Below are 23,463 nucleotides of genomic sequence, written 5' to 3' on the forward strand. Positions count from 1 at the left end.
ATTATATACCAATCAAAGGGTGTTCGTGTAAAATGATATATTCATCACTTGCTTGGAGTTAACTTTATGATTTTGATCACTTAATTTTTGTTTTATTTGGCTTGGTATGTTGATGTTCATCACTATTTATTATTAATGAAATAAACTTATTGGTATTAAGGTAATACAAGCGATGGTGTTGAGCGGATTGAACTGAATGCTGCTAATAAAACAATGACTTGGTGGGGGGATGTATTGCTTTCAATAATGATGTTTCTCTATGGTTTCAATTTCAATTTGAGTTATTTATTGTTTTTGTTGAAAGATTGCAGATATATTTAATTTTTTATAAGAGGGAATAATGAGTGGGGGAGCAGTTATTAATGTTTATAAAGTCATAGATATTGAAAAGAGTGGCTAAAATATTACGGATGAAGTTGAAGGGAAGCAATAGATACAGTTTCCCTTCAAAAGTAATAGAGTGCTTTTTTTAGAGTAATCCTGCCTCGCGAGCTTGGTGTAATACCGCAGGCTCAACAGCTGCATAAGCGGCGTCCCATAAAGCACCTATGAATAAACGCTCTTTTCCTGTTGCTTGACGTTCAAGCTGGTCAAGTTTTCGTAGCTCCTCCAAAGTTAATGGCTGGGTAAACAGTGCTTTTGCCATTTCTAAATTTTTCATCTACCTAACTCCTAAAGTACTAAATTGAGTAATTTTCTGAGTTCTGATCAGGCAACTTTTCAATTTAGACACTTAGAAGATAGAAATGAGTAACTAATAGACTACCTAAGTAATACCGTATCGTTATGCGATTAAAGATGTTGTGACCCAATTCAAAGTGATGGTTTTTTATACAATGCATTCGGTGAATTTCTCGGTCGAAAACATGTTTGATCATAGTGGGGTTTGATCATTGTCGAGATCGTACCGAGTTGGCCGAACCATACCGAAGTCTCAATTACTAAATGTTAAACTACTGTAAACGTTAGAGCTGTAGTAGAGTATTTACACCAATATTTTTAAGGATAGAAAATGTTGAATGATCTTAATTTAAGCCATATTGCAGCAAGCCACCTAGATAACAGATTAGAGGATGGTGTGCTGACCATTACGATGAACCGTCCTAAGAAACTAAACGGTTGGACAATGGAAATGATGGCTGCCTTTAAAGAAGCTTTCTCAATTGTGAATAGTGATGATGCTGTCAAAGCGGTGATCTTTACAGGGAAAGGGAAGTATTATTCCGCTGGTGTTAATTTAGGAGGATCGCTTAAGTTAATGCCTCCGAAGCAACTTCACCAATTAATTGTGGAAAATAATCAGGCTTTATTCGAAACATTTCTTCACTGTAAAAAGCCCTTACTGATAGCTGTTAATGGCCCAGCGTTAGGGGCTAGTGTTACGTCCGCTACTTTGGCTAATGGTATCATCGCCTCTGAAAGTGCTACATTTTCGACGCCTTTCGCAGCCTTAGGTATAACGCCTGAAGGTTGTTCTAGCTTTCATTTTCCGCGCTTAATTGGCGATCAAAATGCCCTGCGTATGCTAGGGAGTGAAGGGTGGAAGCCTAATGCGGAAGAGGCGTTAAATATCGGTTTAGTTCAAAAGGTTGTGCCAGAAAATCAATTAATGTTTGAGGCTGAGTCCATTGCTAAGAAATGGATCACGGATAAGGAGCAACGTCAGTTTCTTGCGGGTAGTAAATTGGACGAACTTAAAGCGGTGAATGCTAAGGAGTCAAAGCAACTTGCAGATTCATTCTTAGGTGCTGATTTCTTAAAAGAACAATCACGCTTTTTTTGGCGTAAGAAAAAATATGCGCCATCAGCAATGTTCTTTTCATTGTGTGTACTAAGGCCGATTTGGTCACGCTTTCTGTGATTATATTGTCTATTTAGCAAGTTCAACAAAGTTATAGATACCAAAGAAGCAAATAGCTAAGCCACCAAGCAATTGTAAATAGAAGGGGAAGGTGACAGCTTCTTCGTGTTTCTTTAATACGCATCCAGAAATCGCGAGAATACATTGAATAAGCAAACTACCTATAAAAACAGCCCCTGCAAGCTGTAGGGCAAAATAGACATCGAGCTGTTCGTTAGAGTGACCAATGAAAGCAGACAGCGCGATGATGGCGATTGGGTTAGCTAATGTAAGGTAGAATGTTGAGCGAAAGCCCATTTTTTTCTTTTTATAATAAACTTTTGCCAGTAGTTTCGTATTTTTAAGGGCGTTATACATGACATAAAAACCCATTATTATCAGTATCCATGAAGACATTAAAATAATTTGGAATTGATAATTAGCCATGTTGTTAATGATTAAAGTACCAATGATGAAGCTAACCACGGCATAACAGTAGTCAGCTGCTGCAGCACCGATAGCGCTGCGCACGGCAGCAAGGTAGCCATGATGCATGCCATTGTTTAAAACCAAAATCGCAATTGGGCCAACAGATAAGGATAATATAAGGCCAAATAAAACTGCTTTCATTACTTCCATACATCCCTCCCAGTATGAGAATTCAGTTCACCAGTAACGACTCATCGTTTTATTTTAAGCATAGCTATGAAAAGTGAAGCTGCTTAATAGAGATGATGAAAATCTCATTTGTTCAACGTGTTGATCACCAAGGTTTAACCGAGACTTAATCGACGCTTTAATTGGCCTGAAGAGCATATTTTACGAATTTAAATGCATTAATTGGCTCTTAGTGTGCATAAGTTTTCATGTGACAATGTTCACAATTGATAGATTGTACACTTCTTGTGGCATGGATTGCATACTATTCTGCTCAAATGTTAAAGGTATTTAACATTTAGGTAACCAAATTTACATCGTCTTTTATGAAAATGAGGGTAGACATGGAAGCGCAATCAAATGGTAGTAAAGATGGGGTTCTGAATAGCCACCATCCAGAAGAACAGCAAAAAGAGCAGGGATCTGGTAAATGGGAGATGCCGGATATCTATATCATTTTAACATTTATGATATTGATTGTTTCTGTTTTGACTTATGCCATTCCAACAGGGAAGTTTGACCGTATTACCCTAGAAAATGGTAGAGAAACTGTCGTAGCTGGGTCATATCAATTAGTTGAAGCTAGCCCAGTTGGTGCGATGGAAGTTGTCACTGCCATTCCACGGGGATTGAGCGAGGCTTCTGTTGTCGTTTTCCTCACGCTATTAGTTGGTGGTTCAATTGGAGTATTACAACGAACCGGCGTCATTAATTACGGTGTAAATCTACTGATTAAGCAGTTAGGTTCGGCAACCTATCTTATGGTACCAATATTAATGATTGTGTTTGCTGCCGTTTGTTCTTTTATCGGTACGCCAGAGCTTGGTATCGCATATCTACCGATAGTTATACCGCTGATGTTACGCTTGGGTTATGACTCAATGACCGCTGTCGCGACGGTATTGATCAGCTGTACGTTTGGTTTTGCATTTGGTATCACGTCACCGACGAATGTAGGACTCGGTCACATGTTGGCGGAGTTGCCGATGTTTTCAGGGGCTGGGTTTCGTGTAATGGTACTTTCTTTAGTCATGATTGTTTCTGTTGCATATGTGGTGTTGTACGCGCGCAAAGTGAAGGCCAACCCGCAATCAAGTGTGACTTATGATCACGATGTAAAACTGAAATTAACGTTACTCGGCAAGGGTGACGAAAAAGGCGAAGAGAGTGAGCAGGAGCCAACAACCCGTTTGAAAATAGCAGGTTTGGCAACACTCGTGATGTTTGTTGGGATCATTGCATCAACGTTAAAGTTTAGGCTTGGCTTTTATGAGCTTTCAGGACTGTTCATGACAATGGCTATTATTACCTCGATAATTATCGGCCACCGAGGTAATCAAATTTGTGAAAACTTTAACACCGCTTTTCAGGGGATGCTTGTTGGTGCGTTGATAACAGGTGTAGCACGAGCCGTTTCTGTTGTTCTTACCGATGGACAAATTCTTGATACGATTGTATACAATCTGTCTGAGATGCTAGGTTCATTACCAAACTCTGTAACTTCGATAGGTATCTTACTAACTCAAGCCGTTTTTAACTTCCTGGTTCCGTCTGGAAGTGGACAAACATTACTGACGTTACCGATATTATTGCCACTCGCCGATCTGATTGGTTTAACACGTCAAATCGTTATCCTTGCGACTCAATGGGGAGACGGCATAACGAATATCTTATTCCCAACGTCTGGTTACTTTATGGCAATTTTGGTAATGGCAAAAGTCGACTATATGAAGTGGGTTCGATTCTTCTTACCATTATTAGGCATTGTGATTGCGATTTCGATTGGCTTTTTACTTGTGGCACAAGCAATCGACCTTGGGCCTTTCTAATGAAAATATGATGGTTTAAAAAGTAACAAGGAGGCTTTTAAGCCTCCTTTTTCTATTTAACGTCCGGTAGCTTTTTGGGTTTTATTGGTTGATCACCAATGGTGGTTTTTCCGGGGCATATACGCTTAACGGGGCACTTCGGGCAGCCCCATATTGCAGCGTATGGGCATAATGACAACTTTCTATCGTTCTTCGACATTGAACACCTCGCTTTTTATTATCGATTAATACAAAAGAACCCACTGAAACGAGTTCAGTGGGTATAGTTGGTTTAACGTAGCGATTATTTAATTAGTTCGGCGATTAATAATTTTTGCGTTATTTTTTCTTCAAAGTTGGCTGGCTTATCTAAACCAATGCGCTTAAGTAGAAGGTCAATGTTGTGATCGGGTTTAGGTGCTTTCATCGCCTTAGCGATTGCTTTAACCTTACCTGAACTAGTCGCTGTTTTTGCTTTTAATGCTTTAAGCGCTTTACCCAGTTTTAGCTCTTGCTCGGTAAAGCTACAGCCGAATGGGAATGGGCCAAACAAGCCTTGGTCTGTATATTTTTGATAGAATGCTTGAATCGCTTCAGGCGTGTTGTTGGCATACGCTTTTGGTATTTGGTAATCCTTCGCCACTTTACCTGCTGCTTTTGCATCGGCCAGCAATTGCTGCTGAAAGCGGGAATCTGCAATTCGAATCAACTCAGTATAAACAATGTGATCTGGCTTGCCACGGAGATCAGCAATACCATATTCAGTGATCACAATATCACGCAATTGTCGTGGAATTGTGTTGTGCCCATAGTTGAATAAAATATTCGATTTCAACTTACCATTACGGTAACTGGTCGCACGGATCTTGATGATCGAGCGTGAATCACGCATTTGATGCGACTGTGCCACAAAGTTATATTGGCCACCAACACCACTGACAACTTGACCGTTTTCTAATGCATCAGAAATAACCGAACCATCAAGTGTGACCATCATGCCTGAGTTGACAAAGCGTGCATGCTTCCGCTGCGCTTGCTTGATCTGCTGGTTGCCAAGCATATGATCGTAAAGATCGTTAACGTAATTCACACTCGTCATGCAGAACTTAGTGTGGTCTTCTTCCGTTAGATTATTTAGATCAGCATAGAAGTCTTTTGGCCCGATAAAGAATGCGCCATGCATAACAACGCCACCAATGAGTTTATCACCAAGGGCATTCTTTTCTATCCATGCTGATGTGCCTGCGTTGGATAGGTTCGCAGAGGTCGTTTCTTGTTGGGCAATTAGCTTATCATCAACCAATTTAACATACGGCTTAAAGATGCCTAAACGCTTAAGGTAGGCAACATCATCAACAGATAGTGTTTGATTAATTGCACCATGTACAAGGAGTGCTTTTACTGTCGCGATAGATACGTCAGTGGTGATTTCTTTCTTATTCAATAGTTTTTGAATAGTAAGATCTTCAAAGACTTCACGCTTTAAAATACCTGCTTTATATAGGTGCATGAACCCATCGACCATTAATTCGCTGCAGCCATATAGGCCTTCTTCAAATTGGTTGGTATCACCAACTGTTTTGCATACAGGGAATTTATTTTCGATATCAAGATCTGCGATCATAGCAGTGTAAGCTTGATTGTTTTGGTGGCGAACCAAGGCGCTATAGGTCAGCGCGCTACTGAGCGAGCCGATACCAACTTGTAGCGTACCGCCGTCTTTAATTAGGCTACAAGAATATAAACCAATTAAATGATCTTCAGCGGAAATACTGGCATGAGGAGCGGCAAATAGTGCGTAGTCTTTATGTTCTGGCTTGCTATTACTATCGAGGATCATGTCAAATTCAGTGTCAGCGACTTCAGCGTGGTTACACATGAATGGCATGTTGGTGTTCACTTCACCAATAAGCGCGACAGATTTCCCTTCTGCTTTTAGCCGATCTAGCTCTGGGACAAAGTCTAGCGCTAAATCTGAATTACTACATAAGCTATAAGTGGTTACGCCGTTAATTGTACGTTTAGCGACAAGCTGGCCAACAACATTAACCCCTTTATCAAGTAAGTCACGTACTGCGTGAGTGTAGTTGGTACTGGTATAATTCTGTTGCTGGGGTGAGTTCATGAAACTGCCAGCTTTAAAGAAAAATTCACTAATTTTGATGTTACTTGGTACCTTGTCAGCACGAAGATCCATCATGTAGTCAATATCTGGCACTCCATCAAATTCTCTAGCAACAAACGGTTCAAGGAAGTTACGCTCAATTTTACTTTTTCCGACAGGCTTTTCTAAAGAGATCCCCGTCTCTATCCGTAGAGATATGGTTGGATCTGCTTTTGCTCTTTGATATAGCGCGTTGACAAAGTTGAGTGGTTTGCCAATAGCAAGAGGGACACCAACAACGATCTCTTTTCCTATTGTGGCAATAATATGATCAACCATTTTTTCTGCGTCATCAACAATCGGTGCAGGTAGCTTCGCTGTGTTAACAGACGCTATAAGGTTGTTCGCACGAAACTCTGAATCGACTAATTCTAATACTGACATAATGCATTCCTTGTTCGATTATATTCATTTAAGTTCTTATAGTTATCTCCCCATTGTTCATGTCGAACTTAGAGCCTTCACTCTAAGTTTGCCTAAAAGCCGATTTTTCTACGTGATTGGTGATAGTTGTCACAATCAGCAAGTTGTATGCGTGATGAGTATAAAAATCTTAGAGGTAAGGTGTTGTATACAATATTTTGACCGGAGTGAGGATGTGTGAGTGGGGTAGCAATTACTCTATGGAATTAGAAAGAATGATCTAATTTATATTGATAGGGTTGAATAACAGGATATTTCTATTTCTCTGAATATTAAGGATTAGACAATGATTAACCCTATGAAAATGATGGATAGTGTGAAGTCTGTTACTCAGGTTGGTGAAGCCTCTGTACGTAATGTTGTGCTAGCGGGACTTGGTGCTTATAGCAAAGGGTATGAGCAGGCGGGTATGGCGCAGCACATGTTGAACAAACGATTTAACGAGCTTGTAGAGCGTGGCGGTGACGTCGAAACTGAGTTAACTGAGCGTGTACACAATACTAAAAAGATGGTATTTGGCCGTGCGGAATCTCAAATGAATCAAGCACTGAATACTACATGCGGTATTGACCGTGATCGTATGAGCGACTTCGAAGAAAAGATTGATCGTCTTCAGGCTGCAGTCGAAAAACTTACTGAAAAATAACAGCTTTACCTATGGCTAGCGATATGTGCAATCGAGGCAGATTCATCGCCAAGCAAAAAGAAAAGGAACACCATATGCCAAGTTTGTCACTGCTAGACTTTAGTTTCATTGCATTTGAAACGGCCAAAACGCCGATGCATGTCACTGGATTGGTTATTCTTGAGCCGCCAGAAGAGCATGCATCGACGTATGCACAAGATTTGTATTCACATTTTTTAAAGCAGCCAGAAACCGTCCCTCCGTTTAATTGGAAGCTCAACTGGTCACTAACCGGTAAACCGAGTTGGACAACGGTACGTGATGTTAATTTGGAAGATCACCTGCGTATAACCATGCTTCCTTCACCAGGGACTGAGCAACAGTTACAGCAAGTGGTTGGGCGCTTACATAGCCAAGTACTCGACCGAAGTCGACCAATGTGGGAAGTATGGGTGATTGGTGGGCTTGAGAATGGCCGAGTTGCATTGATGCTGAAAATTCATCACTCAATGGCGGATGGTGTCAGAGCCAGCAGCTTGTTTACCCGTAGTTGTGCCGATAACCTTGAAGACTCTTATTTAAAGCCGATTTGGCAGTGCGATCTACGTAAAAGTGCGAGCCAGCGCCGAGAAGAAACGCATCTAACCGACATGGTTGTTAAGACAGCGATGGCTGCATCGAAGCAAATATCATTAATACCTTCAATGTTCCGCTTAGGCAGTAAATTAGCACTGAAAGCTGTGAACCTTAAAGACTGTGATTTGAAAATTCCATTCACAGCACCTAAAACACCGTTTAACTTGAGCCCGAAGCGTAGCCGTGCCGTTAGCCTTGGTCATTTTTCGATTGCGCAGCTTAAGCATGTAAGCCGAGTAACTGGCGCATCAATGAATGATATTTTGTTCACAATTAGTGATATAGCGTTAAATCGCTATTTAAGTGACAGAGCAATTCCATTACGTAAACCGTTAGTCGCGATGATGCCAATGAACTTAAGGTCAAAAGGCGACAATGCGACGAAAGGCAACAAAATGTCAATTGGTCACGTAGAGCTAGGGCGGCCACATCTATCAGCATTGGATCGCTTAGAAGCAATTCAGCATGCGACGCAAGATCTAAAAAATGAAGCACTGAATATTTCGCCTGATGCTTACGTGAACTATTCACTGCTGGTGAACGGAGCATCGCTGCTAAGCGGTAAGTTTGGCTTAAATAACTATATTCCGCCGGCAAGTAATATTCTGATCTCAAACGTGCCGGGTGTAAAAGAAGAGCTGTACTTCAATGGTGCAAAAGTACTAGAGCAATACCCTGTATCTTTGTTGATGCCGGGACAAACGCTGAATATCACTTTCTTCAGTAATGCGGGCATGATGTACTTTTCTCTTGTTGCGTGTAATCAGTCGTTACCAGGCTTTGAGGCGATTGCTGGTTATATGTGTGAAGCATTTGCTGAAATCGAACAAGACGTTATGGATACCGCCGCAGAAGCAATCGCGGAACGACTCGATTTCCAGCAGGATAGCTCGTTCGCGGTAGAATTGGCAGTCGAAGCGGCACAAGACGGTACAGCACCGGAAGATGCAGCATTTGAACGACTATTTCAAGAAAAGCAGCAAAAAGTTGAAGAGCTTGAAAAGCAGTTAGTAAAATTAACTGAAATGTTGTCAGCCACCGTTGATATTGACCCTGACTTACCTGCTAAAAACCAAGATCAGCTTGAAGATGAAAAGCTGTTGGATAAAGTCAGTCATGTAGGCTGATTGGATAAAACCATTAGGTATTGGCTTGTTTAACGCTATGTTAAACAAGCCTTTTTTATGTGCTTCTGCTTGTGCTAAAAATGACACTCTCATAATTAAAAGTAATAAATTACTTTGCAACACCTCGTAAATTCTGCTCGGTGAACAAACCTAAATTGTTAACGTATATATCATGTATGGGTGTTTTTTGAACGCTCAATAGGAATTGAATATGAATGTTAGCAAGGTTGCTATTGCAATATCTGCAGTATTATTACTCTCTGCTTGTGGAAGTGATAGTCAAGAAGCTGAAGATCGGGAGGTAGACGTTTCTACTCCCACAGCTCCCGCTGTACCAATTGATACCGATAATGATGGTATTGCAGATACAGAAGATACAGATGATGATAACGATGGCTACGAAGACGACAAGGACAACGAACCGCTCAAGCCACTCGTTATTCCTACAACACTTAATGCTTGTATTACTAGCCTTCCAGATTATCCAACGGTGAATGGAACAACGGCTTTAGACAGACCTCAGTCGAGGCTATACGATATTGCCAGAGTGAATGCCATTACCAAAGAGCCTTACGCATACTCTCAGTCTGAAATCATTGTTGGTGAACGTACTGGTCTACCTAACGGTCTTTTGGCTGACAAGAACATAGAGATAACACAAATTACAACCGCAGACCCTAGTGCTTCAGTGGATCAGTGGAACCCATCTTTCGAGCATAGTTACATTGATGCCGATAGTCGCCAATATATTGGTAATCAAGATGTATTTAGTCGTTGGTGGGCGACGAATGTAGATACGAATATACCCGCGGACTTAACACTTAACGAAGTAACCAGCTATTGGGTTGATCGAATCGATCGCTACGCTCCACAGCAACCGAACAGACAGAGTGATTTAACCAAGACTTACCGTGGTAAAGATATCATCCAAACAGCTATAGGTTTAAGGGAAGTCTGTGTCGTTGAAGCAACAGCTAAACTCGATCTTATTGATAATACCGGAGATACAGCAGTATCGGTATTACATGTGGTTGAGGATGAAAAGAGCTATATCGATGCAAATCATGTTGTGCAGTTGTCAGAGCGCAATTATCAAGAGTATGACCCGCTAGATTTAGAAAATCCGACATGGGGTTATACCGATTACCGTAAAGAGCTCGTTGGCTTAATTGAAGATGAGCTGCTTTATGGTCGTGACCCTGTCACCGATGGCGTGCCAGAAGGTGAATTTGCAACTATGGAACAATGTTTAGCTAGCTTACCAGACAGTGATTATGTTGCATTGCCAAATGAAAGTATTGAGTACTTTATGAGTCGCTATAACGCTGAGACTGGTGGTGCTCAAGATGCAACTTATACGATGACTGCAAATACTGGTGAGGGCGTTAGCTGGAAAGGGCATGAGAACCTTAACACGTCGCAATTACATGGTGCATTTTTTGATTATCAGAACCCATCAGCATTACCGTTCTATGAATTTACTGAAACATATTATGAAAGTGATGAAGGCCTAATGGTGGGTTTCGAAGCAACAGAAAATGGAGGCAATTACATTGCTTGGGGCTCAGAAACACTTTCAAGCAGCCTATTATCCGCAACGGGTAGCTATTTGATGCCAGAAGTACGACTAAACCATGTGAAACCGTTAAATGCGACTGCAGAGCGAGCAAGCTTTAAACAAGTTGTGAGTGATGTATTTGCAGGTAAAGGTACCGCTTGGGACAGTGAGTTAGGTTCTGATATACCTGCCTGTAAGCATTATCGCCGCTGGCAGGCAACATTCTACCAAGAGGATGGTGCTGTAGCATTGGATGAAGACGGTAATCCGATCACAGAGTTTTTTGATGAGACTAACTACTACGATAATCGAGGACTCATTCATCGACTACGCTCTTCAGATAGTTGGAGCTATGAAGACTGGATGCGAATGCTGATCAAGACTAATTAATTATTATTGATTCAAACAATAAAGGCCGCATCTGCGGCCTTTTTATTGGGTCAAGTAATTGACTAAGCTTATGCGTATGAAGCCGCTAGCTCTTCAACCTTAGCAACGTATTGCTGCATTGCCGTTTCAGCATCCATACCTTTAAGGCCTTCCCAAGCTTCAAACTTAGCACCGCCTTTAAAGTCAAACATGCCTGGGCGTTTACCGTGCACATCGCCGTCGGTTGCTTGCTTGTAAAGAGAGTAGAGAGCAAGTAATTCGTCATTAGATGGACGCTTAGTTAGCTTTTTAACGTCTGCTTGAGCTTGTTCGAAACTTGCTTTTAGATCTGCCATGATTTGTTCCTTAAATATTAATCCTAGCCAGCCTGATGGCTGTGCATGATGACCAAGAAGAAAAATAGATATGCTCAGTCAACGTTATTTCATGTAATAAGTTTATAAAAGTAGCGCTGATTTACTATTCCTTGAACAAATACAATTTACACTGGTACGAGCTCTTGTCTGTAATTAAATGCAAAAAGTTTTATATGGATCACTCTTTATTTTTTGATGATACGTTTTATAAGGCTTATATGTATAAATTACATTGTGATTAAAATACACTATGCTTATTGCGAGAGCATAGTTGTAATAAAGACTGGAATATTTATTTGGCTGGCATCAAATAAGGTATTTTCGAGGGATTGTTATGTATGACTTTATTATTGTTGGGGCCGGTTCAGCAGGTTGCGTTCTTGCAAATAGATTATCATTAGATCCAGCTATCAGTGTTTGTTTAGTAGAAGCCGGGCCAAGAGACTCAAGTCCAATAGTACATGTACCATTAGGTATTATTGGTATGATGCATTCAAAAAAAATGAATTGGCGCTATTACACTGAGCAAGAACCAGCACTTCAAGGGCGAAAACTGTTCTGGCCGAGAGGAAAGACACTGGGAGGGAGCTCGTCATCAAATGCGATGTGCTATATCCGGGGCCATGCGACTGATTATGATGAGTGGGAAAGCCTGGGTAATAAAGGGTGGAGCTATGTTGATGTGCTGCCTTATTTTAAAAAATCTGAGTCTCAAGAACGGGGGAGCAACCCCTACCATGGTACGAATGGCCCTCTTAATGTCGCAGACTTAAGGATCAGAAATCCCCTTTCAGATGCTTTTATAAAAGCCGCGAAACAAGCGGGGCACCGCTTAACACAAGACTTTAACGGTGATCAGCAAGAAGGAGTGGGTTACTACCAAGTAACTCAGAAGAATGGTCAACGTTGTAGCAGTGCTGTGGCCTACCTACGTCCAGCTGAAGATCGCCCTAACTTAACGGTTATAACAGATGCACTAACAACCAAGGTGCTTTTAGAAGATAAGAAAGCGGTTGGAATTGAATATAAAAAAGGTGGGCAACTGCACACGATACAGGCAAAGAAAGAAGTCATCTTAAGTGGAGGGGCAATCAATAGCCCGCAAATATTGATGTTATCTGGCATTGGGGAAAAATCAGAGCTTGAGCATGCAGGCATTGAGGTTAAACATCATTTGCCAGGAGTGGGCAAAAACCTTCAAGATCATCTGGATGCATTGGTTGTTACTCGTGAAAGAACATTCCACTCAGTTGGGTTTTCTCCGGTTGCCTTACTGCGATCGATTAAAGGATTGTTTGATTACATCCTGTTTAGAAAAGGTAACTTTACGACAAATATTGCAGAAGCGGGTGGTTTTGCTAAGACCGATTCAGGCCTTGAAAAATCAGATGTACAGTTTCACTTTTCACCATGTTTTCTTGATAATCATGGGCTTAACTTGTTGCAAACGGTTCGGCATGGCTATTCATTGCATGCTTGTAATTTAAGGCCTAGTAGTCGTGGGAGCCTGACTATTGGCAGTGCTGACCCAGCAGCTCCTCCTGTGATCACCGCTAACTATTTGAGCGACCCAGAAGACATACAAGTCATGGTTCGAGGTATTAAGCTTTCACGAGAAATTTTAAAACAATCGGCTTTCGATCATTATCGTGGTGTTGAAGTGTTCCCAGGCAAACAGGTGCAGACAGATGAGGAGCTCGCCTCATTTATTCGGGAAAAAGCGGAGTCTATTTATCACCCTGTTGGTACATGTAAAATGGGTAATGACGAACAAGCTGTTGTCGATGATAAACTAAAGGTACATGGTATATCAGGCTTACGTGTTGTCGATGCTTCAATAATGCCAACATTGATTGGTGGTAATACAAATGCGCCAACAATTATGATTGGTGAAAAAGCTGCAGATCTGATTCTGTCGGATATTAAAAATAAAAACAAAGCGGCGTTTGAATTAAATAATTGCGCTGCATAATTGAATTTTTAGCGACATTATTATGTTAATGTCGCTTTAATTTAAAATTGGAATGCATATTCTAATTTATATTACTATAATGATCTTCCGGTTTCTGTATATAGAAAATGTCTGCTTCTTGTGTTCGTATTATATTCTACGGTTAAATTCTATTGTTTCTCCAGCCATTAATGCATAAGATAAGTTATGGGCTTTTAAAGTTTGTATTGAGGCTGGTAGTATGATTTCAAAAAACAATTTAGGTAAAACTTTTCAGAGCCTCAAAGATGAGCTATCGAGTAAAGTATTTGAAAATACTGAGCTTGCGAAAGAGAAGGTGACACAATTTTTTGAGCAGGGAGTGCCTCCCGCCCAAAGTGAGGCATTTCAAGCGGTATTGAATGGCGTCATTGGTGATCACTTAGAGAGAAATAACAGCCGTTTAGCATCAAAAATGGCTTTTTCTGATCAAACCCAGACGCTAAGTGATAGCGCTACGGTTCTGTCTACTCAACTGCCGGATGCATCAAGTCGTATCATTCTTTGTGTACATGGTTGGTGCATGGCTGAGAAAGGGTGGCAGCGAAAAGGGCATGATATGGGCCAGTCGCTAGCCAGTTCAGGGTATACCCCCATTTATTTACGTTACAACACGGGTAACCATATATCACTGAATGGTGAAGAGTTTGCTTTCCGTTTAGAAAAGTTGATTCAAGCCTGGCCGTGTGAAGTTACTGAACTTGTGATTATTGGCCATAGCATGGGGGGGCTGGTTACGCGTAGTGCTTGCCACTATGCAGAAGCGAATCAGCTAGGTTGGTTATCTGTATTACAAACCTTTATCACGCTAGGTACGCCGCATAATGGTGCTCCATTAGCCCAATTAGCATGTTGGATTGATGATCTTGTTGCGAATACGCCACAGTTGAAATTGATCCAAAAAATCGGCGAGATCAGAAGCAGTGGAACGAAAGATTTAAGTAAAGGTTACACCCAACATATCGATTGGCAACAAAGAGACAGTGAGGATGAGCAAGTTGTTGACGGCTTATCTTTTTCACGACCGGTATTACCTGCAAACACACATTGCTATGCAATCGCCACGTGCTTAGGCAAAAACCTCAAAGATGACAATAATCGGCGCTTAGGTGATGGTTTAGTGCCAGTTAAAAGTGCGCTTGGTGAAAGCACTAAAGGCGTAATGGCATTGGCGTACCCTGAAGAAAACAAATGGGTCGCTGGTGGAATCAATCACCTTGATTTGTTGAGCCATCCTAGGGTTATAGCAAAAGTAAAAGAATGGGTATTGCTAAATACCGTAGATCACCCATCTCGATTCATTGCATTAAAATAATACTTATAATATCCGCTTTTTCATATATAATGTTTTCCATATGTATGAAACGGCGGATCACATGAAACGTATTCTCTTCTTATGTACGGGTAACTCTGCTCGTTCACAATTAGCGGAAGCTGCTATGAGGCATATGGCGGGCGATCAATATGAGGTTTTCAGCGCAGGTATGAAACCGGAAGAAGTTGATCCTCGTGTATTTCGAGTACTTGCTGAAGAAGGTATCAATAGCGATAATTTACGCAGCTTGTCGGCCATAGAGCTTCAAGATCAGCATTTTGATACTGTGATCACGCTATGTGATAAAGCCAGTAATGAATGTGCCTTGTTTCCAGACTCTGATGCATTAATACATTGGGATTTTAAAGACCCTAAGCCGCTTGTCGGTGATACTCCTTTCCGAGAAGCATTAGCAGGGCTTCAATCTCGAATGAGTCTTTTCCTTATGCTCAATGGCACAGAGCAGTGTTCTGTTATTGGCCCTGTGGAACTGTTTAAAATCATGAGCGATCCCCTTCGTCTACGAATATTAATGCTAATTGAAGATGAAAAAGCGTTAAGTGTTAGCGATCTTGTTGAAGTGCTTGGAGTCAGCCAACCTAAAGTTTCTCGTCATTTAGCTTTACTCCGAGATGGTGGTGTACTTGAAACACAGCGGGAAGGTTTATGGATTTTCTACCGCTTATCAGTACAGCTACCAGTTTGGGTTCAGCATACCTTGGCGACAGTGCGAAATGGTAATCCGGGGATGATTAATCAAGAAAAGCTAAAATTAAGTCAGATTGTCGACCGTAAGAAACCGACACCATCGTTAGCTTAACGCCAAAGCTTATCAAGTTTATTGAATGTTATTTTTTATAATTACAGGTACAACATATGTCTAACACACATCCATTCTGGACACTCCCACTTGCTGATAGTGGTAAGTTATTGCTGACCCCTTGTCCAGGAACTAAAGAAGCAAGCTTACAAGAATCGTTACTTGAGCTTAAAGCTGCAGGCGCAACAGCCGTATTTACTGCGCTTGAGCCGACAGACCTTCCTAATGATGGTCTCACGAAACTAGCTGAAGCATGCCAAGAGTTGGGTATGAAATGGTATCACCTACCAATCGAAGATGACTGTGCACCTGGCGCGTCATTTGATGCTAACTGGGCTGAAGCCAATAAAGCAGCGCAAGCACTACTTGATAAGGGCGATAGCTTAGTTATTCACTGCATGGGTGGTTCAGGCCGTACAGGGCTGATTGCTGCTCGTATTATGTTGTCTCGCGGCGCTGAGTTGCAGTCAACGATCACCCAAATTCAAGCACTTCGTCCTGGTGCATTTACTCGTCAACCACATATTGATTACATTCAAAACTACAAGTAATCATACTGAAATACTAAGATCGTATTAAAGACCCTGCCTCGGCAGGGTTTTTTTATGTATTTTTTAGGAAGAAAGTAGCGGCAAGTCGTCACGATAAGGAAAAAAATGAACTTTTACGAAAAAGATCTGGTAACTGGCATAAGCTATAGTTAATATATCTGTAAAATCATATATACGAAAAATCGTATGTAATATCGTAAGTATTGAGGACATTGTGTTATGGCTATTAAAGTGGGTATCAACGGTTTTGGTCGTATTGGCCGTTTAGCGCTTCGTGCAGCATTCGATTGGGAAGAAATCGAATTTGTACAAATTAATGATGTAGCAGGCGATACCAAAACGTTAGCCCATCTACTTGAATTTGATTCTGTTCAGGGACGATGGAATCATGCCGTTGCTTCAGACGGAAACTCAATGCTCATTGGTGATAGTGTTATCCGTTGTACCCAAGAGCGTGATATTGATGCAGTTGATTGGTCTGGCTGTGATGTCGTGTTGGAAGCAACAGGTGTACACCGTAAGGTTGAGCTGCTAAATAAATATTTAGCTCAGGGCGTTAAACGCGTTGTTGTTTCAGCACCAGTAAAAGAAGCGGATGTGCTGAATGTGGTTGTAGGTGTAAACGATCACCTATTTGATGCTGATAAACATAAAATTGTGACAGCAGCATCTTGTACGACGAACTGCATTGCACCTGTAGTAAAAGTGATTCATGAAAAATTAGGTATTGAGCAATCAACATTTACGACAATTCATGACTTAACCAACACACAAACAATCCTTGATGCGCCGCATAAAGATTTACGTCGTGCACGAGCTTGCGGTATGAGCTTGATCCCGACCACAACAGGTTCAGCGACAGCTATTGTTGAAATTTTCCCTGAGCTTAAAGGCAAAATTAACGGTCACGCAGTACGTGTACCACTAGCCAATGCTTCTCTCACTGACATCATTTTTGATGTGAGCCGTGATACAACAGCGGAAGAAGTGAATGCGATGCTAAAAGAAGCGTCTGAAGGTGAGTTGGCAGGTGTCTTAGGTTTTGAAGATCGCCCACTTGTATCTATCGATTATAAAGGTGACCAACGCTCGACCATTGTAGACGCGCTATCTACCATGGTTGTTAATGACCGCATGGTAAAAATTTATGCTTGGTATGATAACGAAATGGGCTACGCAACCCGTACATCAGAACTAATCCGTAAAGTTGGCCTAGCATAATACTTAGCAGAGTCATTGTTTCTGTTGATGTAATAATCTATAGGCTCAGCATTTAGTGAAGTGCTGAGCCTAGTTTAAATAAGACAGTAGTGAGCATTTGTCATGATAAAGGCATTTTCTAACCTTTCCAAAGACGTCCGTCAGTATGCACTAGTTACCTTTAATTATTGGAACTTTACGATAACGGATGGTGCGCTACGTATGCTGGTTGTATTGCACTTTCACCAGCTAGGGTATTCTTCATTACAGATAGCGTCGCTATTTTTATTTTATGAATTCTTCGGGGTTGTCACGAATCTGATCGGCGGTTGGCTTGGAGCAAAACTGGGCTTAAATCGTACAATGAATGTGGGTTTAGGCATGCAAGTGTTTGCCTTATTAATGCTCGCAGTGCCAACCGCCTATCTCACCGTCCCTTTGGTGATGTTTGCACAAGCCTTATCGGGTATAGCGAAAGATCTCAATAAAATGAGCGCTAAAAGCGCGATTAAAACTCTGGTACCAAACGACCAGCAAGGGGCACTGTATAAGTGGATTGCTATACTGACAGGCTCTAAAAATGCGCTCAAAGGAGCCGGCTTCTTTATTGGGGGCTTGTTATTGACAGTGATTGGTTTCCAAGGTGCCGTCGTTGCAATGGCAACGGTATTGCTGGTGGTACTTGTTATGAGCCTAACTTGGCTTGATAAAGACATGGGTAAAGCGAAGCAAAAAATCAAGTTCTCCCAAATATTCTCTAAAAGCGGCAGTATCAACATTCTTTCTGCTGCACGTATGTTTTTGTTTGGCGCACGTGATGTTTGGTTTGTTGTCGCGTTACCTTTGTATTTAAGCCAAGTGTTCGATTGGGATCATACGTTAGTTGGTAGCTTCCTCGCGACATGGGTAATTGCTTATGGCCTTGTTCAAGGTATTGCACCTAAAATAACAGGAAAAGCAAAAGGCGTTGTGCCTGATGGACGTGCTGCAATGGGGTGGGCTGCTCTACTTGCGCTGGTCACAGCTTTAGTTGCTATAGGGGTACAACTATCATGGCAGCCTGAGTTGACCATTGTTGTCGGTTTGCTGATTTTTGGTGCAGTTTTTGCGGTTAATTCATCACTGCACTCGTACCTCATTGTGAGCTACGCCAAAGATGATGGAGTATCTCTCGATGTCGGTTTTTATTACATGTCAAATGCAATGGGTCGTTTAATTGGCACAATATTATCGGGTTGGGTGTATCAAATCGCCGGCCTAGCAGCTTGCTTGTGGATATCATTTACCTTCCTTGCGATCACGACCATAATTTCACTCTGGCTTCCGGCGCACCCTAAGGTGGAAGCTGCTAATTAGTCATTGATAGTAACTCGATATAAATTCAGAATGGCGACTGCCTAGTATATGATACTGACCGTCAAGAACGATGGAGAGTCCAATGCAGGCAGTTTGTTTTGATTTTGATGGTACGCTAGTTGATTCGGAGGTTTTCCATGCCGAAAACTGGTCTTATTACCTGCAGTCATTAGGAGCCGATTTTCCGGCGACCACTTTTCTTCGTGATTATGCGGGTGTGCCATGGGTGAAAGTGGCAAAAGCATTACACGATCACTTTTCATTATCCGCTAGCCCTGAAGTAATTGTGACTGAAATGGAGCGTTTCACTCACCAAGCGATTATTGAAAAAGGCATTCCAGCTAAACTCGGTGCTGAAGAAACCCTTAAGCGATTACATGGAAAGCTACCACTTGTGATTGTTACAGGTGCACCAAGGAATTATGTGGAAGGTATTCTTGGGCTTCATGGCTGGCTGGATTATTTCGATCATATTTTTTGTGGTGAAGACGTACTCGCGAACAAACCTGCGCCAGATATTTACCAATTAGCCTGCAAAACATTAGGCTTTCAGTCGCATCAAGTTGTAGCAATAGAAGACAGCTTAACAGGGGCGCACTCAGCGACATCTGCTGGTTTAAGGTTGGTTATCGTGAATGATACTCATCCGATTTGTGACCAACTAACACCTTATCGCTATCAAACATTACTTGATGCTCAAACTGAGCAAAGTCATTGGCTTATTGCTTAAGGCAGATTAGCCTTTGGTTAACGGTTATAGTTAACATTAGAAAAATATTCTTTTCAACGAAGTAGGCAGAAAATGGATAACGAAGAAATTATGACTGGCGAGATGCTAGTCGAGACGATTAAAAATCAGATTGAAGAAGGTAACCCGATTAAGGTTAAAGAAACCTTAATGCGCTTGATGATGACAGGCACACCACGTGAAGAAGCGATTGAAATGATGGCTTGTGCGCTTTCTGTTGAAGTGTTTGATGTTGCTAAAAATGACGCTTCTTTCGATTTAAAGCGCTACACCGAGAATTTGAATGCATTACCCGATATGCCGTGGGATTTTGAAGACTAATCATATTGATAGTGACACAGCAATCAAACTTTTCCTTTAAAGCCACTTATGTGGCTTTTTTGTTGCCAGTTGGTTGTGAGTTGTTCTTTTTCTGGTTGTTTATCTCTGCGCTAGTCGCTAAAGCATGAAAGGGGGAATGTGAGCTGGTTCTCTCTTTATGTAGTGTTTTATGCTGAAAACTTCGATCTTCCTCACTGTATTTCCTTCAGATTACGTCCTTTTTCCTATTTTTAGTCACATTTAACATCCGCTTTATTAGCGTAATAAACTGCTTTACGCGCTTCATATTGGTGTTTATCACTGGTAGATCGGGTTGATTGTAATATTCAGCTCTACTTTGTGGGTATAAGTTAGGGTTTTAGTGTGTGACGCACGTCAAAAACGGGTTATTGTGCTGCTTTAGAATAAAATATCAGTTTGTTTTGTTGTATATAAGTTAAAAAACGGTCACACATTCCAATCTTTTTTCATTATTGTGTATATAACTTCTAAACAAGGCAGCAAGGATACAAAGATGATTATTGGTGTACCTAAGGAAATTAAAGTTCATGAATACCGTGTAGGTATGGTTCCAGCATCCGTTAACGAAGCAGTTGCACATGGTCATAGTGTGTATGTAGAAACGAATGCAGGTGTTGGTATTGGCTTTAGTGATCAAGATTACATCGATGCAGGTGCTCAGATCCTGCCTACAGCAGAAGCTGTATTTGCCGAATCTGAAATGATTGTAAAAGTGAAAGAGCCACAATCGGTTGAGCGTGCAATGCTACGTGAAGGCCAGATTCTATTCACTTATCTGCACCTTGCGCCGGATCCAGAGCAAACTCATGATTTAATCAACAGTAAAGCTGTTTGTATTGCATATGAAACGGTAACTGATGACCATGGTCGTCTACCTCTTCTAGCCCCAATGTCTGAAGTAGCTGGTCGCATGTCGATTCAAGCTGGTGCTTTTGCTCTTGAAAAATCAAGAGGTGGCCGTGGTATGCTGCTTGCTGGCGTCCCTGGCGTTGAGCCTGCGAAAGTGGTTATTATTGGCGGTGGTGTTGTTGGTGCTAACGCTGCGCAAATGGCTGTTGGTATGCGTGCAAATGTTGTTGTTCTTGACCGCAACATTGATGTTCTACGTAACCTTGATGCCCAGTTTGGTGGCGATGTACAGTGCGTATTCTCAACGAAAGATGCAATCGAGAAGCATGTGCTTGAAGCTGACCTTGTGATTGGTGGCGTATTAGTGGCCGGTGCTGCGGCGCCTAAGCTGGTTACTGCTGAAATGATCAAGAAGATGAAGCCTGGTGCTGCGATTGTTGATGTAGCGATTGATCAGGGTGGTTGTGTTGAAACATCGCATGCAACAACGCATAGCGATCCAACTTACATTGTTGATGATGTTGTGCATTACTGTGTAGCAAACATGCCTGGTGCGGTTGCTCGTACTTCTACTTTTGCACTGAATAACGTGACTTTGCCTTACATTCTTAAATTGGCAAATAAAGGCTATAAAGCTGCTCTTCAAGAAGATAAGCACCTTCTAAATGGCCTTAATGTTTACCGCGGTCAAGTGACTTGTGAAGAAGTGTCTGAAGCATTGGAAATCCCATTCATTGCACCAGCACAAGCAATCGCTTAATTTAGCGTCGCTTTAAAACTAAGCCCTTGCTATTGCAGGGGCTTTTTGTGCTTTGCGGCTCTGCTATCTAAGGACATTTAACGTAACCCCCCCCCCTCTCTGAAGGCTTATCCTCTCTGCTTCCTTTTATTCCCAGTCGTTCATATTAATAATGTTGCAAACACTCTCATCCAATTCGAACGAAGTACATGTTGGCGTCTCCGCTATCGCCATGTATTCAGTAAAACGTAAGGGGGATGGCGACTATTTGATTGGGCATCAAGTTGCTTACTTTATGGTTTTTCTTGGTTTCTGGATTAGATAGAGTCCCTCTGATGCTAGAGTTAAATAAGCGTATGGTAACGAATTGGACGAGAAGTAATGAGCTATAAGCACATATTAGTGGCAGTTGATTTATCTGAATCCAGCCAGACAGTTATTGATAAAGCGATCTCATTAGCTAAAGGTACTAGCTGCAAACTCTCATTTGTTTTTGTAGATGTTGATAGGGTCGTTTTGGCTCGAAAAGAAGAGCAGACATTACAAAAAGAGTTACAAACACTGGCTGATCAGAGTGATTATCCGGTTGCAGAAACCTTAGTCGTTATCGGCGATCTCCATATAAAACTCTCTGCAATAGTTAAAAAAATGGATGTCGATTTAGTTGTTTGCGGCCACCATCATAAATTTATGAGTCGTTTATTCTCGTCTATACCCAAGCTGGCAAATGCCGTGGAGGCCGACTTATTAGTTGTGTATCTTGATTAATAACAACTCTAAGTTAGTTGAACATGACTTGAGATAGAAAAGGCCGTAGCACTTGGAGGTGTCTCTATTTTCATGGTTATTTATTGTGAACGAAAATAGTTTTCACTTTGAATGGAAAAAGAAAAACAGTGATAATATTTATATCACTGTTTTATAATGACAATTATTAATTTAAGTTTAAGCTGTTGCGTAAATAACACTTCCACCTTTAATCATATCAATAATTTCTCTAGATAGTTCTGTTGGTAAAGCTGGGCAGCCCCAACTTCGGCCTAAATAACCATTACGTTGAATAAATGATTGCGTTGCGTAGTCAGCACCATGAATAACAATATAACGACGGCGGGCATTGTCGTTCACACCACGAGTTAAACCATCTAAGCGTAAAGAGTAACCATTACCACCATAGTAGGTTGTATCTGTTAGGAAAGTACCAAGGGAGGTTTGACGTGAGTCAACAGTGTTTGAAAAACTCGTCGCCTGTTTTCCGCCACTGTTAACGCCATGCGATACAAATGTCTTATAAACCAGCTTGTTACGTTTAAGGTCGATTACAAAAAAACGTTCTTTTGTTGATGGTCTTCCGTAATCAATAATGGTTAGAAGCTGTTTTTGACGGCCTTCAGTTTCAAAGTAGGCATTATAGCCATCTTTAAATACTTGATAATCAATAATTCCTTCTAGTTTAGCCTCTTTATAAACATGCTTAATGATGATGTCTGGGTTTGATTCCTTTGTATAAGATTGGGTGCTTACAACACTTGCAGATACGTGAATCGGAAGGGCAATCATTGCCAATAAAATAAGGTGAAGTATTTTTTTCATTGTCCGTGTAAAACTATTAATTGTGTGGTCTATGACGATAGTGGGGTGACTTTATCATAAAAATTGAAGTCTTCTATTATTTGGGAAAGGTAGGGTTACAACAGGGCAAGACAAAAAAATCAGGTTTTATTTTATATATTTGATTAAAAAATCTTCTATTACATAGAATTAAAATGAATTGTCTTTTTATATCCTAATTAATCCTAATCGTATTCCCTAAATGCTAAATTGTGATTTTACTTGAATTTGATAGCTATAATTGACTGTTTGTTAAGCACAAAAATCTAGAAACATTTTGTAAATATTGAATTATCAGCTTTTAAACTGTTTGGTTGAAAAGTGAGCACAACATCTCATTTTAACCTGACTTAGAAAG

The 23,463-nt window shown here is 41.1% G+C and carries 20 protein-coding genes; 15 read left to right on the forward strand and 5 right to left on the reverse strand.

Translation table 11 applies throughout. From position 1 onward, the window contains the following. Positions 1 to 469 precede the first annotated feature (469 nt). Positions 470 to 661: a hypothetical protein gene (locus L4D09_RS26270; protein ID WP_428460497.1), complete on the reverse strand. Its 192-nt coding sequence runs from the start codon at positions 659 to 661 to the stop codon at positions 470 to 472. Between the two features lie 351 nt (positions 662 to 1,012). On the opposite strand from L4D09_RS26270, the gene L4D09_RS26275 reads away from it, so the two are divergent. Further along, on the forward strand, positions 1,013 to 1,861 hold the full coding sequence (locus L4D09_RS26275; protein WP_428460498.1) for an enoyl-CoA hydratase/isomerase family protein: 849 nt from the start codon (positions 1,013 to 1,015) through the stop codon (positions 1,859 to 1,861). A gap of 9 nt (positions 1,862 to 1,870) precedes the next feature. Here the strand turns inward: L4D09_RS26275 and L4D09_RS26280 are convergent, their stop codons facing one another. Beyond that, complete coding sequence (locus L4D09_RS26280) at positions 1,871 to 2,479, reverse strand: LysE family translocator (RefSeq protein WP_428460499.1); 609 nt, start codon at positions 2,477 to 2,479, stop codon at positions 1,871 to 1,873. 362 nt (positions 2,480 to 2,841) lie between these two features. On the opposite strand from L4D09_RS26280, the gene L4D09_RS26285 reads away from it, so the two are divergent. After that, positions 2,842 to 4,326, forward strand: a complete 1,485-nt coding sequence (locus L4D09_RS26285; RefSeq protein ID WP_428460500.1) for a YfcC family protein — start codon at positions 2,842 to 2,844, stop codon at positions 4,324 to 4,326. Between the two features lie 283 nt (positions 4,327 to 4,609). Here L4D09_RS26285 and L4D09_RS26290 read toward each other — a convergent pair whose 3' ends face one another. Then, the gene (locus L4D09_RS26290; protein ID WP_428460501.1) at positions 4,610 to 6,853 is read right to left on the reverse strand and encodes an acetyl-CoA hydrolase/transferase C-terminal domain-containing protein; all 2,244 of its coding nucleotides are present in this window, start codon (positions 6,851 to 6,853) and stop codon (positions 4,610 to 4,612) included. A 325-nt stretch (positions 6,854 to 7,178) separates the two neighbouring features. Between L4D09_RS26290 and L4D09_RS26295 the strand changes: the two genes are divergently transcribed. From L4D09_RS26295 to L4D09_RS26305, 3 genes are all read left to right on the forward strand, one after another. After that, positions 7,179 to 7,538 carry a phasin-related domain-containing protein gene (locus L4D09_RS26295; RefSeq protein ID WP_428460502.1) on the forward strand — a complete coding sequence of 120 codons (360 nt, stop codon included), beginning with the start codon at positions 7,179 to 7,181 and terminating at the stop codon, positions 7,536 to 7,538. 74 nt (positions 7,539 to 7,612) lie between these two features. Next, positions 7,613 to 9,280 (forward strand): wax ester/triacylglycerol synthase family O-acyltransferase, encoded by a 1,668-nt coding sequence (locus L4D09_RS26300; RefSeq protein WP_428460503.1) that lies wholly within the window; start codon positions 7,613 to 7,615, stop codon positions 9,278 to 9,280. A 211-nt stretch (positions 9,281 to 9,491) separates the two neighbouring features. After that, on the forward strand, positions 9,492 to 11,228 hold the full coding sequence (locus L4D09_RS26305; protein WP_428460504.1) for a hypothetical protein: 1,737 nt from the start codon (positions 9,492 to 9,494) through the stop codon (positions 11,226 to 11,228). A 68-nt stretch (positions 11,229 to 11,296) separates the two neighbouring features. On the opposite strand, the gene L4D09_RS26310 is transcribed toward L4D09_RS26305, so the two are convergent. Then, positions 11,297 to 11,563: an acyl-CoA-binding protein gene (locus tag L4D09_RS26310; protein ID WP_428460505.1), complete on the reverse strand. Its 267-nt coding sequence runs from the start codon at positions 11,561 to 11,563 to the stop codon at positions 11,297 to 11,299. A 355-nt stretch (positions 11,564 to 11,918) separates the two neighbouring features. Between L4D09_RS26310 and L4D09_RS26315 the strand changes: the two genes are divergently transcribed. The 10 genes from L4D09_RS26315 to L4D09_RS26360 all read left to right on the forward strand — a co-directional run bounded on the left by L4D09_RS26315 (position 11,919) and on the right by L4D09_RS26360 (position 22,262). After that, entirely contained in the window at positions 11,919 to 13,556 is a 1,638-nt protein-coding gene (locus tag L4D09_RS26315) for a GMC family oxidoreductase (RefSeq protein WP_428460506.1), read from the forward strand. Positions 13,557 to 13,776: 220 nt separating this feature from the next. Then, positions 13,777 to 14,889: a PGAP1-like alpha/beta domain-containing protein gene (locus L4D09_RS26320; RefSeq protein WP_428460507.1), complete on the forward strand. Its 1,113-nt coding sequence runs from the start codon at positions 13,777 to 13,779 to the stop codon at positions 14,887 to 14,889. Positions 14,890 to 14,950: 61 nt separating this feature from the next. Then, on the forward strand, positions 14,951 to 15,709 hold the full coding sequence (locus tag L4D09_RS26325; RefSeq protein WP_428460508.1) for a metalloregulator ArsR/SmtB family transcription factor: 759 nt from the start codon (positions 14,951 to 14,953) through the stop codon (positions 15,707 to 15,709). A gap of 56 nt (positions 15,710 to 15,765) precedes the next feature. After that, the gene (locus L4D09_RS26330) at positions 15,766 to 16,260 is read left to right on the forward strand and encodes a phosphatase domain-containing putative toxin (protein WP_428460509.1); all 495 of its coding nucleotides are present in this window, start codon (positions 15,766 to 15,768) and stop codon (positions 16,258 to 16,260) included. A gap of 219 nt (positions 16,261 to 16,479) precedes the next feature. Next, complete coding sequence (locus L4D09_RS26335) at positions 16,480 to 17,481, forward strand: ArsJ-associated glyceraldehyde-3-phosphate dehydrogenase (protein WP_428460510.1); 1,002 nt, start codon at positions 16,480 to 16,482, stop codon at positions 17,479 to 17,481. A 102-nt stretch (positions 17,482 to 17,583) separates the two neighbouring features. Next, positions 17,584 to 18,816, forward strand: a complete 1,233-nt coding sequence (gene arsJ / locus L4D09_RS26340) for an organoarsenical effux MFS transporter ArsJ (protein ID WP_428460511.1) — start codon at positions 17,584 to 17,586, stop codon at positions 18,814 to 18,816. Between the two features lie 82 nt (positions 18,817 to 18,898). Further along, positions 18,899 to 19,546 carry an HAD family hydrolase gene (locus L4D09_RS26345; protein WP_428460512.1) on the forward strand — a complete coding sequence of 216 codons (648 nt, stop codon included), beginning with the start codon at positions 18,899 to 18,901 and terminating at the stop codon, positions 19,544 to 19,546. 72 nt (positions 19,547 to 19,618) lie between these two features. Further along, positions 19,619 to 19,885 (forward strand): hypothetical protein, encoded by a 267-nt coding sequence (locus L4D09_RS26350; protein WP_428460513.1) that lies wholly within the window; start codon positions 19,619 to 19,621, stop codon positions 19,883 to 19,885. Between the two features lie 514 nt (positions 19,886 to 20,399). Next, positions 20,400 to 21,515: an alanine dehydrogenase gene (gene ald, locus L4D09_RS26355; protein WP_428460514.1), complete on the forward strand. Its 1,116-nt coding sequence runs from the start codon at positions 20,400 to 20,402 to the stop codon at positions 21,513 to 21,515. A 360-nt stretch (positions 21,516 to 21,875) separates the two neighbouring features. Then, entirely contained in the window at positions 21,876 to 22,262 is a 387-nt protein-coding gene (locus tag L4D09_RS26360) for a universal stress protein (protein WP_428460515.1), read from the forward strand. 177 nt (positions 22,263 to 22,439) lie between these two features. Here the strand turns inward: L4D09_RS26360 and L4D09_RS26365 are convergent, their stop codons facing one another. After that, positions 22,440 to 23,087 (reverse strand): murein L,D-transpeptidase catalytic domain family protein, encoded by a 648-nt coding sequence (locus tag L4D09_RS26365; protein ID WP_428460516.1) that lies wholly within the window; start codon positions 23,085 to 23,087, stop codon positions 22,440 to 22,442. Positions 23,088 to 23,463 lie beyond the last annotated feature (376 nt).

The sequence above is a fragment of the Photobacterium makurazakiensis genome, from assembly GCF_050336715.1.
In the GTDB taxonomy this organism is placed as follows: Bacteria; Pseudomonadota; Gammaproteobacteria; order Enterobacterales; family Vibrionaceae; genus Photobacterium; species Photobacterium makurazakiensis.

What these genes read in the sequence shown, in the direction of transcription:
- L4D09_RS26270 (WP_428460497.1), bottom strand. Translation starts at nt 661, where the DNA reads ATGAAAAATTTAGAAATGGCAAAAGCACTGTTTACCCAGCCATTAACT.
- L4D09_RS26275 (WP_428460498.1), top strand. Translation starts at nt 1,013, where the DNA reads ATGTTGAATGATCTTAATTTAAGCCATATTGCAGCAAGCCACCTAGAT.
- L4D09_RS26280 (WP_428460499.1), bottom strand. Translation starts at nt 2,479, where the DNA reads ATGGAAGTAATGAAAGCAGTTTTATTTGGCCTTATATTATCCTTATCT.
- L4D09_RS26285 (WP_428460500.1), top strand. Translation starts at nt 2,842, where the DNA reads ATGGAAGCGCAATCAAATGGTAGTAAAGATGGGGTTCTGAATAGCCAC.
- L4D09_RS26290 (WP_428460501.1), bottom strand. Translation starts at nt 6,853, where the DNA reads ATGTCAGTATTAGAATTAGTCGATTCAGAGTTTCGTGCGAACAACCTT.
- L4D09_RS26295 (WP_428460502.1), top strand. Translation starts at nt 7,179, where the DNA reads ATGATTAACCCTATGAAAATGATGGATAGTGTGAAGTCTGTTACTCAG.
- L4D09_RS26300 (WP_428460503.1), top strand. Translation starts at nt 7,613, where the DNA reads ATGCCAAGTTTGTCACTGCTAGACTTTAGTTTCATTGCATTTGAAACG.
- L4D09_RS26305 (WP_428460504.1), top strand. Translation starts at nt 9,492, where the DNA reads ATGAATGTTAGCAAGGTTGCTATTGCAATATCTGCAGTATTATTACTC.
- L4D09_RS26310 (WP_428460505.1), bottom strand. Translation starts at nt 11,563, where the DNA reads ATGGCAGATCTAAAAGCAAGTTTCGAACAAGCTCAAGCAGACGTTAAA.
- L4D09_RS26315 (WP_428460506.1), top strand. Translation starts at nt 11,919, where the DNA reads ATGTATGACTTTATTATTGTTGGGGCCGGTTCAGCAGGTTGCGTTCTT.
- L4D09_RS26320 (WP_428460507.1), top strand. Translation starts at nt 13,777, where the DNA reads ATGATTTCAAAAAACAATTTAGGTAAAACTTTTCAGAGCCTCAAAGAT.
- L4D09_RS26325 (WP_428460508.1), top strand. Translation starts at nt 14,951, where the DNA reads ATGAAACGTATTCTCTTCTTATGTACGGGTAACTCTGCTCGTTCACAA.
- L4D09_RS26330 (WP_428460509.1), top strand. Translation starts at nt 15,766, where the DNA reads ATGTCTAACACACATCCATTCTGGACACTCCCACTTGCTGATAGTGGT.
- L4D09_RS26335 (WP_428460510.1), top strand. Translation starts at nt 16,480, where the DNA reads ATGGCTATTAAAGTGGGTATCAACGGTTTTGGTCGTATTGGCCGTTTA.
- arsJ (WP_428460511.1), top strand. Translation starts at nt 17,584, where the DNA reads ATGATAAAGGCATTTTCTAACCTTTCCAAAGACGTCCGTCAGTATGCA.
- L4D09_RS26345 (WP_428460512.1), top strand. Translation starts at nt 18,899, where the DNA reads ATGCAGGCAGTTTGTTTTGATTTTGATGGTACGCTAGTTGATTCGGAG.
- L4D09_RS26350 (WP_428460513.1), top strand. Translation starts at nt 19,619, where the DNA reads ATGGATAACGAAGAAATTATGACTGGCGAGATGCTAGTCGAGACGATT.
- ald (WP_428460514.1), top strand. Translation starts at nt 20,400, where the DNA reads ATGATTATTGGTGTACCTAAGGAAATTAAAGTTCATGAATACCGTGTA.
- L4D09_RS26360 (WP_428460515.1), top strand. Translation starts at nt 21,876, where the DNA reads ATGAGCTATAAGCACATATTAGTGGCAGTTGATTTATCTGAATCCAGC.
- L4D09_RS26365 (WP_428460516.1), bottom strand. Translation starts at nt 23,087, where the DNA reads ATGAAAAAAATACTTCACCTTATTTTATTGGCAATGATTGCCCTTCCG.